The organism is Pseudomonas batumici (genome assembly GCF_036585405.1).
Lineage (GTDB): Bacteria > Pseudomonadota > Gammaproteobacteria > Pseudomonadales > Pseudomonadaceae > Aquipseudomonas > Aquipseudomonas batumici.
This window is the reverse complement of the sequence record NZ_CP144470.1, coordinates 3,031,210-3,044,568: the sequence shown is the minus strand read 5'-3', so window position 1 is coordinate 3,044,568 and position 13,359 is coordinate 3,031,210. Positions and strand designations below refer to the sequence as shown.

Below are 13,359 nucleotides of genomic sequence, written 5' to 3'. Positions count from 1 at the left end.
AGGAGTCGTGTTTAACCGGTTTCAGCCGTAGCGCTTCTTCGCCTCGATCGCCAGGCCGCTGCCGATGCTGCCGAAGATGTTGCCTTCCACATGCCGGGCGTTGGGCAACATCGCCGCCACGCTCTGGCGCAGTGCCGGAATGGCGCTGGAACCGCCGGTGAAGAACACCGTGTCGACCTGCCCGACACCCACGCCGGCATCGCCGAGCAACTGGGTGACGCTGTTGCGGATACGCTCCAGCAGGTTGTCGATGGCCGATTCGAACAATCCCCGGCTCAACGCCACGCTCAAGCCCTGTTCGATGCGGTCCATCGGCACGTGGCGCTGTTCGGCATGGGTCAGCTGGATCTTGGTTTCCTCGACTTCCATCGCCAGCCAGTGCCCGGCGCGCTGTTCGATCAGCTTGAACAGGCGATCGATGCCCCCTGTGTCCTCGATGTCGTAGCGCATGCTGCCCAGGGCCAGCTGGGATTTCTGCGAGTACACCGAGTTGATGGTGTGCCAGGTCGCCAGGTTCATGTGATGGCTGGTGGGCATATAGGCACCGCTCTTCATCCGGCTGCCGTAGCCGAACAGTGGCATCACGCCTTGCAGGCTCAGTTGCTTGTCGAAGTCGGTTCCGCCGATGTGGACACCACCGGTGGCGAGGATATCCTCGTGGCGGTTGTCCAGGCCCCGGCGCTCGGGCGACAGGCGCACCAGGGAGAAGTCCGAGGTACCGCCGCCGATGTCGACGATCAGCACCAGCTCTTCACGGCCCAGGGTCGACTCGTAGTCGAAGGCCGCCGCGATGGGTTCGTACTGGAAGGACACGTCCTTGAAACCGAGCTTCTTCGCGACTTCCGCCAGGGTGTCTTCGGCTTCCTGGTCGGCGGCCGGGTCTTCGTCGACGAAGAACACCGGACGGCCCAGCACCACCTGCTCGAACTCGCGGCCGGCCGTGGTTTCGGCGCGCTGCTTCAACTGGCCGATAAACAGCCCCAGCAGGTCCTTGAACGGCATGGCCGTGCCCAGCACGCTGGTGTCGTGCTTGATCAGCTTGGAGCCCAGCAGGCTCTTGAGCGAGCGCATCAGCCGGCCTTCGTAGCCTTCCAGGTACTCGTGCAGGGCCAGTCGGCCGTAGACCGGGCGGCGTTCCTCGATATTGAAGAAGACCACCGAGGGCAGGGTGATCTTGTCGTCTTCCAGCGCGATCAGCGTTTCCATGCCGGGGCGCAGCCAGCCGACGGTGGAGTTGGACGTGCCGAAGTCAATACCGCAGGCACGGGCCGGAGAGGCGTTGTTCATGGTGTTCGGGTTCCGGTTGAAAAAACGGCCGCGCAGTGTATGCCAGTCGCGCCCGGATTCGAAGGCCGGTGATCCGTTAAATGGCGGTTCTTGCGCGGTCTTGCCCTTGAAAGGCCAGCATTCGCCCCCAACCTTGCAGTTAATGGTTCGGCCCGCGCCTGTCGATGACAAGAAATCGCCGCGATGGCCGATATATTCCGCTACGCCCCTGAGTCACAGCCTTGAGCTCGGTCAATCCTTGTCGCGCCGATGCGCGCAGGCTGTGTCTTGCCGAGCGGCGCGATATCGATAACGGATGGTGATCCTTAGATGGACTTCAAAGATTATTACAAGATCCTGGGCGTGGAGCCGACGGCGGACGACAAGGCCATCAAGGCCGCGTACCGCAAGCTGGCGCGCAAGTACCACCCGGATGTCAGCAAGGAAAAGGACGCTGAGGCGAAATTCAAGGATGCCTCCGAAGCCTATGAGGCGCTGAGAAGCGCCGACAAGCGCGCCGAATACGACGACCTGCGCCGATACGGCCAGCATGGCCAGCCGTTCCAGGGCCCGCCGGGTTGGCAGGGGCGTGGCGGTTTTGGCGGTGGCGCGGACACGGGCGACTTCTCGGACTTCTTCAGTTCGATCTTCGGCTCGCGCGGTGCCGGTTTCGGGGGTGGCCAAGCGGGTCGCAGCGCCGGTCGGCGAGGGCAGGACGTGGAACTGGAACTGCCGATCTTCCTGGAAGAAAGCCTCTCGAACGAGTCGAAGAAGGTCAGCTTCCACATCCCGCAGCACAATGCGGCCGGCAAGCATGTCAGCAACACCAGCAAGAGCCTGAACGTGAAGATTCCGGCCGGTGTCACCGACGGCGAGCGTATCCGTCTCAAGGGCCAGGGCGCGCCGGGCATCGGCGGCGGGGCCAATGGCGACCTGTACCTGACGATTCGCTTCGCGCCTCACCCCAAATTCGAGGTCGAAGGCGAGAACCTGATCATCACCCTGCCGCTGGCCCCCTGGGAGCTGGCGCTGGGAGCCGAGGTCGCGGTGCCGACCCTGACGGGCAAGATCAACCTCAAGGTCCCGGCGGGCAGCCAGAACGGCCAGCGCATGCGGGCCAAGGGCCACGGCCTGTTGAACAAGGCCGGGCAGCGCGGTTATCTGTTCGTGCAACTCAAGGCGGTGATGCCGCGGCAGAACGACGATGCCGTCAAGGCGTTGTGGCAGGAACTGGCGAAAAAGGCCGCCTTCGACCCGAGAGAGCACTGGGGTAGCTGATACCTGTTGGAGGAGGTGCAGCATTTGCGGGCGGAGAGCCAGATGCTGCGCCAGCGCCTGGGGTGCTTTGTCCTCGACTGAATGGCCGCCTGCGGCGGATCGCCAGCAAGCCGGCTCCCACAAATCCGGGACGCGCTGAAGTCTATCGTCAAGCTCAATCCCTTGTAGGAGCCAGCTTGCTGGCGATGGTCGTCAACGATAACGCGGGGCATCAGGCTGATCGCGGTGTGTCGACGTTCATCGCCAGCAAGCTGGCTCCTACAAGGGGCGCCCGGGCTCAGAACAGAAAGTAGCGTTGAGCCATCGGTAGCACGTCCGCCGGCTCACACCACAACAGCACGCCATCGGCCTTGACCTGGTAGGTCTGCGGATCGACGTCGATGTGCGGCAGGTAGTCGTTGTGGATCAGGTCGGTTTTCTGCACGTCGCGGCAGCCCTTCACCACGGCGATCCTTTTCTTCAGCCCCAGGCTCTGGGGGACCCCGGCGTCCTGCGCGGCCTGGCTGATAAAGGTCAGGCTGGTGGCGTGCAATGAGCCGCCGTAGCTGGCGAACATCGGTCGGTAATGCACCGGCTGCGGGGTCGGGATCGAGGCGTTGGCATCGCCCATCAGGCTTGCGGCAATCGCCCCGCCCTTGAGGATCAGCGTCGGTTTCACGCCGAAGAACGCCGGGCGCCAGAGCACCAGGTCGGCCCATTTGCCCACTTCGATCGAGCCCACTTCATGGCTGATGCCGTGGGTGATCGCCGGATTGATGGTGTATTTGGCGATGTAGCGCTTGACCCGGAAGTTGCTGTTGCCGTCACCGTCGCCCGGCAGCGGGCCGCGTTGTTGCTTCATCTTGTCGGCGGTCTGCCAGGTGCGCGTGATGACCTCGCCGACCCGGCCCATGGCCTGGCTGTCGGAACTGATCATCGAGAACGCACCGAGGTCGTGGAGGATGTCCTCGGCGGCGATGGTTTCCCGGCGGATGCGGCTTTCGGCGAAGGCCACGTCCTCGGCGATGCTCGGATCGAGGTGATGGCAGACCATCAGCATGTCCAGGTGTTCGTCGATGGTGTTGCGGGTGAACGGCCGGGTCGGGTTGGTGGAACTGGGCAGCACGTTGGCGAAGCCGCAGGCCTTGATGATGTCCGGCGCATGGCCGCCACCCGCGCCTTCGGTGTGATAGGTATGGATGGTGCGGCCCTTGAACGCGCCGAGGGTGGTCTCGACGAAGCCGGATTCGTTGAGGGTGTCGGTGTGGATCGCCACCTGCACGCCGTACTGGTCGGCCACGCTCAGGCAGTTGTCGATGGCGGCGGGGGTGGTGCCCCAGTCTTCATGCAGCTTGAGGCCTATGGCGCCGGCCTCGACCTGCTCGATCAGCGGCTGCGGCAGGCTGGCGTTGCCCTTGCCGGTGAAGCCGATGTTCATCGGGAAGGCGTCAGCGGCCTGGAGCATGCGCGCCAGGTGCCAGGGCCCGGAGGTGCAGGTGGTGGCGTTGGTGCCGGTGGCCGGCCCCGTGCCGCCACCGATCATGGTGGTGACTCCGCTCATCAGCGCTTCTTCGATCTGCTGCGGGCAGATGAAGTGGATATGGGTGTCGATGCCGCCGGCGGTGAGGATCATGCCCTCGCCGGCGATGACTTCGGTGCTGGCGCCGATGGCGATGCTCACGTCGGGCTGGATGTCCGGGTTGCCGGCCTTGCCGATGGCGGCGATGCGGCCATCCTTGAGGCCGACGTCGGCCTTGACGATGCCCCAGTGGTCGATGATCAGGGCGTTGGTGATCAGGGTGTCGACGACTTCGGCGGCCAGCAGTTGGCCCTGGCCCATGCCATCGCGGATCACCTTGCCACCGCCGAATTTCACTTCTTCGCCGTAGGTGGTGAAGTCCTTTTCCACTTCGATCCACAGTTCGGTATCGGCCAGGCGCACCTTGTCGCCGACGGTGGGGCCGAACATGTCGGCGTAGGCTTGTCTGGAAATCTTCATTGGGTTTCCCTGAACGCAAAATGGAGGCAGGTGCAGTCTGTTGTGGAGGGGGCAGACCCCTCACCATCGCTCAATCAAGGTCGCCCATGACCCGCCCGGCAAAGCCGAACACCCGCCGCAATCCCGCCAGCTCCACCAACTCGACGTCCCGGCTCTGCCCCGGCTCGAAGCGCACGGCGGTGCCGGCGGGGATATTCAGGCGCATGCCGCGGCTGGCGGCGCGATCGAAGGTGAGCGCGTCGTTGGTCTCGAAAAAGTGATAGTGCGAACCGACCTGGATCGGTCGGTCGCCGCTGTTTGCCACATTCAGGCTAAGGGTGCGGCGACCGGCATTGAGTTCGATGTCGCCGGGCTGGATCTGATATTCGCCAGGAATCATTCGGGTTGTCCCAGGGTCTTGTAGTAGATGGCGGTGGCCTTGTAGCGACCCTCCGGTGTGGCGCAGTAGTTCGGCAGTTCTCCGACCCGGGTGTAGCCCAGCGCGCTGTAGAAGGCTTCGGCTTCGGAGCCGGCCTCGGTGTCGAGGTGCAGCAGGCCGCGCTTGTGCTGGCGCGCCGTCTGTTCCAGGGCCTCGATCAGTTGCTGGCCGAGACCGCGATGGCGGGCCTCGCTGTACACCAGCAGCTTTTGCACTTCGGCGCGGTTCAGGCCGTTGGGCTTCTGGCACAGGTTCAGTTGCACGCTGGCCAGCACCTGTTCGTCGCGGACCACCACCCACAGCAGCAGGCTGCCATCCTGCAGCGCTGCCTGCACCGTGTCGAAGTAGTCCCGGGCCTGGGCGGCGTCGAGGTCGGCCAGGAAACCCACGCTGGCGCCGTGCCGAACGGCGTCAAGCAGCAAATCGATCAAACCCTGGCGGTAGTGCGCAAAGCTTTCGGTATTCACACGACGCAATTGGGCGGCGTTCATGGCGGGTTACTCCTGGTTGTTGGCGGGCGGCAGGGCGCCCGGATTCAGGGTCAGTTGCATGAAGGTCAGGTCCAGCCAGCGGCCGAACTTCACGCCCACCTGGGGCATCTGTCCGGTGACGATGAAGCCCTGGCGTTCATGCAGGCGAATGGACGCGCTGTTGCCACTTTCGATGGCGGCGACCATCACATGTTTGTCACAGCCCCGGGCGCGCTCGATCAGGGCCGCCATCAGGCGTGGGCCCAGGCCGTTGCCGCGCTGGTCGCTGCGTACGTACACCGAGTGTTCGACGGTGTGGCGGAAACCCTCGAAGGGCCGCCAGTCGCCGAAGGAGGCATAGCCGAGCACGCTGTCGCTGCCGTCGACGATCACCAGGATCGGGTAGCCCTGGCCTTGCCGGGCGCTGAACCAGGCCTGGCGGTTGCCCAGGTCCACCGGTTGTTCGTTCCAGATGGCGGTGGTGTTGAGTACCGCGTCGTTGTAGATGTCACGGATCGCCGGCAGGTCGGCGTGGGCGGCATCACGGATAACGTAGGACATGCTCGGCCTCAGGCGATGGGTTGGTGGACGGTGACCAGCTTGGTGCCGTCGGGGAAGGTGGCTTCAACCTGGATCTCCGGGATCATTTCCGGGATGCCTTCCATCACCTGTTCGCGGCTGAGCAGCGTGGTGCCGTAGTGCATCAGCTCGGCCACGCTCTGGCCGTCGCGGGCGCCTTCCAGCAGGGCCGCCGAGATGTAGGCCATGGCTTCCGGATAGTTGAGTTTCACCCCGCGGGCCAGGCGCCGTTCGGCAACCAGACCAGCGGTGAAAATCAGCAGTTTGTCTTTTTCGCGGGGTGTCAGGTCCATGGTTCGGAGTCCATTGGCAGGCAGTCAAAGAGGTGCGGTGTGTTCATGTGTTCCAGATCCTCGGTGGCACCGCGTCGCGCCCCAGCAGGGCGGGGCGCAACAGCCGCCACAGCTCGATCAGCCAGGCGCGGGCGTGCAAGGCCTCGCCGGCCAGGCAGCGCGCCACCAGCAGGTTGGGCAGTTGGGTCAGGTCGCCGCGCACCCGCGCCTGCACTGAGCGGCAGCGTTCCAGCAGTGCGCTGTCGATCTCGCCGGTGACCAGCAGGGTGGCGAAGACCGGTTGGCCGTCGAGGCCGATGGGCGAATCCAGCAGGCCGTCGCCGCCCCGGATGCGTTGGCGTTCGTGCCAGAGCAGCTGGCCGTCGCGGCGGATGTCCAGTTGCGAGTGGAAATGCCCGCGATCGAAACGCTCGCCACTGGCGGGGCGACCGAGGGCGACCATGTCCCAGTAGAACAGCCGGGCGTCGCCCTCCAGGTCGATGGTGGTGCGCAGTTCGGCCTGGGCCGCGCTGAACACGATGGTTTCCTGGGGCAGCCATTCCAGGGTCGCTCCGGCGGCAACCTTCAGGTCCAGGGTCTGGTAGGCCGGGCCGGTGGCGCGATACCACTTGGCGGCCCCGGGGCTGGTCAGTTGCGCCCAGGCAGCGGGTTCGACCCGGGCGCTGATGGCCAGCCGGTCACCCCCGGCAATGCCGCCCGGTGGGTGGACGATGATGTGCTGGCAGACTTCGGGGCCTTCGGCGTACAGGTGTTTCTGCACCCGCAACGGCCCCAGGTGTCGCCGCGTGACCGGGCGCGTGCAATCGCCGAAGCGGGCGTAGCCGAGTTCCAGCTCGGCATGCCAACTGGGGGTGAACAGGGCGTTGGTGGCAGGTAAATTCATGGTTTCTAATTATCGTCCGGACGTTACAGGTTAGATCGTAACCAGTCCGCGTACACCTTCGGCTTCCATATTTTCTCCACGGCCTTGCTGGACGATCTCGCCCCGGGACATCACCAGGTACTGATCGGCCAGCTCGGCGGCGAAATCGTAGAACTGCTCCACCAGCAGGATCGCCATGTCGCCCCGGGCGGCGAGTTTCTTGATCACCGCGCCGATCTCCTTGATCACCGACGGCTGGATGCCTTCGGTGGGTTCATCGAGGATCAGCAGGCGTGGGCGACTGGCCAGGGCCCGGCCGATGGCGAGCTGTTGCTGCTGGCCGCCGGAGAGGTCGCCGCCGCGGCGTTGTTTCATCTGCAGCAGGACCGGGAACAGTTCGTAGATGAAGGCCGGGACTTCCCGGGCTTCGGCGGCGGGGAAGCGCGACAGGCCCATCAGCAGGTTTTCCTCCACGCTGAGGCGGCCGAAGATTTCCCGGCCCTGGGGGACGTAGGCAATGCCGGCGTGGACCCGTTGGTGCGGCTTGAAGTTCGTGATGGCCTTGCCTTCCCATTGCACGGCCCCTTCCCTGGCGGGCAGCAGGCCCATCAGGCACTTGAGCAGGGTGGTCTTGCCCACGCCGTTGCGCCCCAGCAGGCAGGTGACTTCGCCGATGTTCACGTCAAAGGACAGCCCCCGCAGGATGTGGCTGCCGCCGTAGTATTGGTGCAGTTTGTCGACTTGCAGCATGGTTGTGTTCCTGAATATGGGGTGCCTTCAGCGACCGAGGTAGACCTCGATCACCCGCTCGTTTTCCTGCACCTGCTCAAGCGACCCTTCGGCCAGCACGCTGCCCTGGTGCAGCACGGTGACATGGTCGGCAATCGCGCCGACAAAGCCCATGTCGTGCTCCACCACCATCAGCGAATGCTTGCCGGCCAGGCTCTTGAACAGCTCGGCGGTGAACTCGGTCTCGGCATCGGTCATGCCTGCCACCGGTTCGTCGAGCAGCAACAGTTGCGGGTCCTGCACCAGCAGCATGCCGATCTCCAGGAACTGCTTCTGGCCGTGGGACAGCAAGCCGGCCGGGCGATTGACCGAGCCGGTCAGGCGAATGGTTTCCAGGACCCGGGCAATCCCGTCTTTCTGCTCACCGCTCAAGCGTGCCCGCAGGCTGGCCCATACCGACTTGTCGGTCTTCTGCGCCAGTTCCAGGTTCTCGAACACCGTCAGCGCCTCGAACACCGTCGGCTTCTGGAACTTGCGGCCGATCCCGGCCTGGGCGATCTGCACTTCGCTCATCGACGACAGGTCCAGGGTTTCGCCGAACCAGGCCTTGCCGTGGCTGGGCCGGGTCTTGCCGGTGATCACGTCCATCAGGGTGGTCTTGCCCGCGCCGTTGGGGCCGATGATGCAGCGCAGTTCGCCGACGCCGATGTACAGGTTCAGGTTGTTCAGGGCCTTGAAGCCGTCGAAGCTGACGCTGATGTCTTCCAGGGTCAGGATGGTGCCGTGGCGGGTATCCAGGCCGTCGCCCTTGGCCTGGCCGAGACCGATGGCGTCGCGGCTGCTGCCGGCGTCCCTGTTGGGCTCGAGGATCGGCTCGAGCATGAATTCGGCGGTTGCAGTGACTCTCATTGTTCGTCCCTTTTCTTCAGCAACCCGATCACGCCCTTGGGCAGGTACAGGGTCACGACGATAAACAGTGCGCCGAGGAAGAACAGCCAGTATTCGGGGAAGGCCACGGTGAACCAGCTCTTCATGCCGTTGACCATGCCCGCGCCCAGCAACGGGCCGATCAGGCTGCCGCGTCCGCCCAGGGCCACCCACACGGCGGCCTCGATGGAGTTGGTCGGCGACATTTCGCTGGGGTTGATGATGCCCACCTGCGGCACGTACAAGGCACCGGCCAACCCGCAGAGAATCGCGCTCAGCACCCAGACGAACAGTTTGAAACCACGCGGGTCGTAGCCGCAGAACATCAGGCGGTTTTCCGCATCGCGTAGCGCCGTCAGTACCCGGCCGAACTTGCTCCGGGCCAGGCGCCAGCCGCTGTAGAGGCTGGCGACCAGCAAGGCTACTGTGGCGAAGAACAGCACCGCGCGGGTGCCCGGCTCGGTGATGCCGAACCCCAGGATGCTGCGGAAGTTGGTGAAGCCGTTGTTGCCGCCGAAGCCGGTCTCGTTACGGAAGAACAGCAGCATCCCGGCGAAGGTCAGGGCCTGGGTCATGATCGAGAAGTACACGCCCTTGATCCGCGAACGGAAGGCGAAGAAACCGAACACCAGCGCCAGCAGCCCCGGCGCCAGCACCACCAGGCACAGGGCCCAGAGGAAGTGGTTGGTGCCGGTCCAGTACCAGGGTAGTTCGGTCCAGGACAGGAAGGTCATGAACGCCGGCAGTTGGTCGCCGGACGCCTCGCGCATCAGGTACATGCCCATGGCGTAGCCGCCGAGGGCGAAGAACAGGCCATGGCCCAGGGACAGCAGGCCGGCGTAGCCCCACACCAGGTCCAGCGCCAGGGCGACGATGGCGTAGCAGAGGATCTTGCCCACCAGCGTCAGGATATAGGCCGAGACGTGGAGCAGGTTCCCGGGCGGCAGCAGCGACAGCAGCGGCAAGGCCAGCAGCAGCGCCAGGACGGTCGCGCCGACGGCAAGCGTCAGCCTGGGCCCGGCTTTTTGGGTCGCGGTGAGCATCAGGGGCTGGTTCATCAGTCGATCACCCGTCCTTTCAGTGCGAAGAGTCCTTGCGGGCGTTTCTGGATGAACAGAATGATCAGCGCGAGGATCAGGATCTTGCCCAGGACCGCGCCGATCTGCGGTTCGAGGAGCTTGTTGGCGATGCCCAGGCCGGAGGCCGCCATGACGCTGCCGGCCAACTGGCCGACCCCGCCGAGCACCACCACCAGGAAGGAGTCGATGATGTAGCTCTGGCCCAGGTCCGGGCCGACGTTGCCGATCTGGCTCAGGGCGACGCCGCCAAGGCCGGCGATGCCGGAGCCGAGGCCGAAAGCGAGCATGTCCACGCGCCCGGTGGGCACGCCGCAGCAGGCGGCCATGTTGCGGTTCTGGGTGACGGCGCGCACGTTCAGGCCCAGGCGGGTCTTGTTCAGCAGCAGCCAGGTCAGGATCACTACGAACAGGGCGAAGGCGATGATCACCAGGCGGTTGTAGGGCAGGACCAGGTTGGGCAGCACCTGGATGCCGCCGGAGAGCCAAGTCGGGTTGGCCACCTCGACGTTCTGCGCGCCGAACAGCAGGCGCACCAGCTGGATCAGCATCAGGCTGATGCCCCAGGTGGCGAGCAGGGTTTCCAGCGGGCGGCCGTAGAGATGGCGAATGATCGTGCGCTCCAGGGCCATGCCGATCCCGGCGGTGACGAAGAACGCCACCGGCAGGGCCACCAGCGGGTAGAACTCGATGGCCTGCGGCAGGAAACGCTGGAACAGCAACTGCACGACGTAGGTGGCGTAGGCGCCGAGCATGAGCATTTCGCCGTGGGCCATGTTGATCACCCCGAGCAGGCCGAAGGTGATCGCCAGGCCGAGGGCGGCGAGCAGCAGGATCGACCCCAGGGACAGGCCGCTGAAGGCCTGGCCGAGCCATTCGCCGAGCATCAGCCTGCGTTTGACTTGCGCCAGGCTGGTTTCGGCGGCGGTATGCACGCCGGCATCGGCTTCGACACCGGGTTGCAGCAGGCCTTCGAGGCGGGTGCGGGCCAGTGGGTCGCCGCTGTCACCGAGCAGGCGTACGGCGGCCAGGCGCACGGCCGGGTCGCTGTCGACCAGTTGCAGATTGGCCAGGGCCAGGCTGAGCGCGGCGTGGACATCGGCGTTGATTTCGCCGGCCAGTTGCTGGTCGAGGAATTTCAGTTGCGCCGGCTTGGCGCTTTTTTGCAGTTGTTGCGCGGCGGCCAGGCGCACCTTGGCGTCGGCGGCGAGCAGTTGCTGGGCGGCGACGGCGGTGTCGATCAGGCCGCGCAGGCGGTTGTTCAGGCGCAGGGTCCTGGTTTCGCCGTTGAGCGTCAGTTGGCCGCTGTGCAGGGCATCGATCAGCTCGATGCGCGCCGGCTCCGGGTGCGCGGCCCAGGCTTCCAGCAGGGCGGCCTGTTGGTTGGGGTTGGCGGCGACGAAGTCTTCGGCATCGCCGGCTTGGGCGGCTATCGGCAATAGCAGCGCGAGGGCCAGGAAAAGACGGTAGAGGGCAGTGGGCATATCGATGTCCTTGAAAGTGTCCGGTTACCCAAGAGGCAACTCGGACACCGTGTAGGAGCGAGCTTGCTCGCGATGGACGTCAACGATGACGCTGGAAGCCTGATGCTCCGCGGTGGCTGGACTACCATCGCGAGCAAGCTCGCTCCTACAGGGGGATTGCGTCAGGCGCGGGCCTGGATCAGTTGCCCTTCACCGCATAATCCGGCTTCTTGTCGTTACCCGGGATGAACGGGCTCCACGGCTGGGCCCGGATCGGTCCCTCGGTTTGCCAGACCACGTTGAACTGACCGTCCGGCTGGATCTCGCCGATCATCACCGGCTTGTGCAGGTGGTGGTTGGTCTTGTCCATGGTCAGGGTGTAGCCCGACGGCGCGGCGAAGGTCTGGCCGGCCAGGGCTTCACGGACCTTGTCGACATCGGTGGACTTGGCCTTCTCCGCCGCCTGGGCCCACATGTGGATGCCGACGTAGGTGGCCTCCATCGGGTCGTTGGTGACCGCCTTGTCGGCGCCCGGCAGGTTTTTCTTCTTGGCGTAGGCTTTCCAGTCGGCGACGAACTTCTGGTTCACCGGGTTGGTCACCGACTCGAAGTAGTTCCACGCCGCCAGGTTGCCCACCAGCGGCTTGGTGTCGATGCCGCGCAGTTCCTCCTCGCCCACCGAGAAGGCCACCACCGGTACGTCGGTGGCTTTCAGGCCCTGGTTCGCCAGTTCCTTGTAGAAGGGCACGTTGGAGTCGCCGTTGACGGTGGAAATGACCGCGGTCTTGCCGCCGGCGGAGAATTTCTTGATGTTGGCGACGATGGTCTGGTAATCGGCGTGGCCGAACGGGGTGTAGACCTCTTCGATATCCTTGTCCGCCACGCCCTTGGAATGCAGGAACGAACGCAGGATCTTGTTGGTGGTGCGCGGGTAGACGTAGTCGGTGCCCAGCAGGAAGAAACGCTTGGCAGCGCCGCCGTCTTCGCTCATCAGGTATTCCACCGCCGGGATCGCCTGCTGGTTCGGCGCGGCGCCGGTGTAGAACACGTTCGGCGACATCTCTTCGCCTTCATACTGCACCGGGTAGAACAGCAGGCCGTTGAGTTCCTCGAACACCGGCAGCACCGACTTGCGCGACACCGAGGTCCAGCAACCGAACACCACCGCGACCTTGTCCTGGGTCAGCAACTGCCGGCTCTTTTCGGCGAACAGCGGCCAGTTGGACGCCGGGTCGACCACCACCGGTTCGAGCATCTTGCCGTTGACCCCGCCCTTGGCGTTGATCTCGTCGATGGTCATCAGCGCCATGTCCTTGAGCGAGGTCTCGGAGATTGCCATGGTGCCGGACAGCGAGTGCAGGATGCCGACCTTGATGGTCTCGGCCGCCTGGACAGTCCAGGTCATGCCCATGGCGGCGATCGATGCCGAGAGTGTGAAAGCCTTGAGCAAGCTGCGACGCTTCATTGTGCAATCTCCATGAACTCAACGTTGTTATGGGGCAGGTCGAGAGGGTGATTGCAAGCGGTGTGCCTAGTCGGCGGGAGGCAGCAAAACGTCGCTTTTTAGCGGAGGGCGGGGAGGCAGGCGCCCCAAGAGGAGGCTTTGCCGCGCCGGTGGGCACGGCTATGCGTCATTCTGGTGCTGCAGGGAGGGTTGGCTCGCTCCCCCCGTGTCTCTGGCCGGGTTTGGGTTAGTTCACGCCCGGGAAAGAGTCCACATACTTGATGGTGAAGTCGGGAAAGGAGTCGACGATCTGGATTTTGTAATCAGGGAAACTGTCGACGATTTTCCACTTGCCAGGGGCGTCGGCGAAGGAATCGACTTTCTTCACGTTGAGGTCTTCAAAGGAGTTCACGACCTTGACCTTGTAGTCGGGGAAACTGTCGACGAACTTGATATTGCCGTAGATCTTCGAGACATCGACGCTGGTATCGGCCGAGGCGTTGAAGGAGCAGCAGAGCAGCAGTGCCAAGGCGGTGGTTTTCAACATGGGACTCATCCTGAGAGGGGGGACAAAGC

At 64.5% G+C, this 13,359-nt stretch carries 14 protein-coding genes; 1 reads left to right on the top strand and 13 read right to left on the bottom strand.

Going from position 1 to position 13,359, the window contains the following annotated elements; genetic code table 11:
• Positions 1-21: 21 nt before the first annotated feature.
• A complete protein-coding gene (locus tag NUH87_RS13810; RefSeq protein ID WP_338526407.1) occupies positions 22-1,287 on the bottom strand; it encodes an Hsp70 family protein in 1,266 nt (421 codons plus the stop codon).
• A gap of 309 nt (positions 1,288-1,596) precedes the next feature.
• Here NUH87_RS13810 and NUH87_RS13805 point away from each other — a divergent pair, with 309 nt between their 5' ends.
• Positions 1,597-2,544 carry a DnaJ C-terminal domain-containing protein gene (locus tag NUH87_RS13805; RefSeq protein WP_338526405.1) on the top strand — a complete coding sequence of 316 codons (948 nt, stop codon included), beginning with the start codon at positions 1,597-1,599 and terminating at the stop codon, positions 2,542-2,544.
• 277 nt (positions 2,545-2,821) lie between these two features.
• On the opposite strand, the gene ureC is transcribed toward NUH87_RS13805, so the two are convergent.
• The 12 genes from ureC to NUH87_RS13745 form a co-directional block, all read right to left on the bottom strand.
• Positions 2,822-4,522, bottom strand: coding sequence for an urease subunit alpha (gene ureC, locus NUH87_RS13800; RefSeq protein WP_338526403.1), 1,701 nt, complete (start codon positions 4,520-4,522; stop codon positions 2,822-2,824).
• A gap of 70 nt (positions 4,523-4,592) precedes the next feature.
• On the bottom strand, positions 4,593-4,901 hold the full coding sequence (locus tag NUH87_RS13795) for an urease subunit beta (RefSeq protein ID WP_040063937.1): 309 nt from the start codon (positions 4,899-4,901) through the stop codon (positions 4,593-4,595).
• Positions 4,898-5,431 carry a GNAT family N-acetyltransferase gene (locus NUH87_RS13790; protein ID WP_338526401.1) on the bottom strand — a complete coding sequence of 178 codons (534 nt, stop codon included), beginning with the start codon at positions 5,429-5,431 and terminating at the stop codon, positions 4,898-4,900. Before NUH87_RS13790 ends, NUH87_RS13795 begins: the two co-directional genes overlap by 4 nt.
• Before the next feature lie 6 nt (positions 5,432-5,437).
• Complete coding sequence (locus NUH87_RS13785) at positions 5,438-5,971, bottom strand: N-acetyltransferase family protein (RefSeq protein ID WP_338526399.1); 534 nt, start codon at positions 5,969-5,971, stop codon at positions 5,438-5,440.
• Between the two features lie 8 nt (positions 5,972-5,979).
• Entirely contained in the window at positions 5,980-6,282 is a 303-nt protein-coding gene (gene ureA / locus NUH87_RS13780) for an urease subunit gamma (RefSeq protein ID WP_040063941.1), read from the bottom strand.
• 43 nt (positions 6,283-6,325) lie between these two features.
• On the bottom strand, positions 6,326-7,165 hold the full coding sequence (locus NUH87_RS13775; protein ID WP_338526397.1) for an urease accessory protein UreD: 840 nt from the start codon (positions 7,163-7,165) through the stop codon (positions 6,326-6,328).
• 30 nt (positions 7,166-7,195) lie between these two features.
• On the bottom strand, positions 7,196-7,894 hold the full coding sequence (gene urtE / locus NUH87_RS13770) for an urea ABC transporter ATP-binding subunit UrtE (protein ID WP_338526396.1): 699 nt from the start codon (positions 7,892-7,894) through the stop codon (positions 7,196-7,198).
• 27 nt (positions 7,895-7,921) lie between these two features.
• The gene (urtD, locus tag NUH87_RS13765; protein WP_338526395.1) at positions 7,922-8,782 is read right to left on the bottom strand and encodes an urea ABC transporter ATP-binding protein UrtD; all 861 of its coding nucleotides are present in this window, start codon (positions 8,780-8,782) and stop codon (positions 7,922-7,924) included.
• A complete protein-coding gene (gene urtC / locus NUH87_RS13760; protein WP_338526394.1) occupies positions 8,779-9,858 on the bottom strand; it encodes an urea ABC transporter permease subunit UrtC in 1,080 nt (359 codons plus the stop codon). The genes urtD and urtC overlap by 4 nt, the downstream gene beginning before the upstream one ends.
• Entirely contained in the window at positions 9,858-11,360 is a 1,503-nt protein-coding gene (gene urtB, locus NUH87_RS13755) for an urea ABC transporter permease subunit UrtB (RefSeq protein ID WP_338526392.1), read from the bottom strand. The genes urtC and urtB overlap by 1 nt, the downstream gene beginning before the upstream one ends.
• A gap of 178 nt (positions 11,361-11,538) precedes the next feature.
• Positions 11,539-12,804, bottom strand: a complete 1,266-nt coding sequence (urtA, locus tag NUH87_RS13750; protein WP_338526390.1) for an urea ABC transporter substrate-binding protein — start codon at positions 12,802-12,804, stop codon at positions 11,539-11,541.
• A 226-nt stretch (positions 12,805-13,030) separates the two neighbouring features.
• Positions 13,031-13,330 carry a hypothetical protein gene (locus NUH87_RS13745; protein WP_338526388.1) on the bottom strand — a complete coding sequence of 100 codons (300 nt, stop codon included), beginning with the start codon at positions 13,328-13,330 and terminating at the stop codon, positions 13,031-13,033.
• Positions 13,331-13,359 lie beyond the last annotated feature (29 nt).

Coding starts and splice junctions, on each gene's coding strand:
- NUH87_RS13810 (WP_338526407.1), bottom strand. CDS start 1,287: ATGAACAACGCCTCTCCGGCCCGTGCCTGCGGTATTGACTTCGGCACG.
- NUH87_RS13805 (WP_338526405.1), top strand. CDS start 1,597: ATGGACTTCAAAGATTATTACAAGATCCTGGGCGTGGAGCCGACGGCG.
- ureC (WP_338526403.1), bottom strand. CDS start 4,522: ATGAAGATTTCCAGACAAGCCTACGCCGACATGTTCGGCCCCACCGTC.
- NUH87_RS13795 (WP_040063937.1), bottom strand. CDS start 4,901: ATGATTCCTGGCGAATATCAGATCCAGCCCGGCGACATCGAACTCAAT.
- NUH87_RS13790 (WP_338526401.1), bottom strand. CDS start 5,431: ATGAACGCCGCCCAATTGCGTCGTGTGAATACCGAAAGCTTTGCGCAC.
- NUH87_RS13785 (WP_338526399.1), bottom strand. CDS start 5,971: ATGTCCTACGTTATCCGTGATGCCGCCCACGCCGACCTGCCGGCGATC.
- ureA (WP_040063941.1), bottom strand. CDS start 6,282: ATGGACCTGACACCCCGCGAAAAAGACAAACTGCTGATTTTCACCGCT.
- NUH87_RS13775 (WP_338526397.1), bottom strand. CDS start 7,165: ATGAATTTACCTGCCACCAACGCCCTGTTCACCCCCAGTTGGCATGCC.
- urtE (WP_338526396.1), bottom strand. CDS start 7,894: ATGCTGCAAGTCGACAAACTGCACCAATACTACGGCGGCAGCCACATC.
- urtD (WP_338526395.1), bottom strand. CDS start 8,782: ATGAGAGTCACTGCAACCGCCGAATTCATGCTCGAGCCGATCCTCGAG.
- urtC (WP_338526394.1), bottom strand. CDS start 9,858: ATGAACCAGCCCCTGATGCTCACCGCGACCCAAAAAGCCGGGCCCAGG.
- urtB (WP_338526392.1), bottom strand. CDS start 11,360: ATGCCCACTGCCCTCTACCGTCTTTTCCTGGCCCTCGCGCTGCTATTG.
- urtA (WP_338526390.1), bottom strand. CDS start 12,804: ATGAAGCGTCGCAGCTTGCTCAAGGCTTTCACACTCTCGGCATCGATC.
- NUH87_RS13745 (WP_338526388.1), bottom strand. CDS start 13,330: ATGTTGAAAACCACCGCCTTGGCACTGCTGCTCTGCTGCTCCTTCAAC.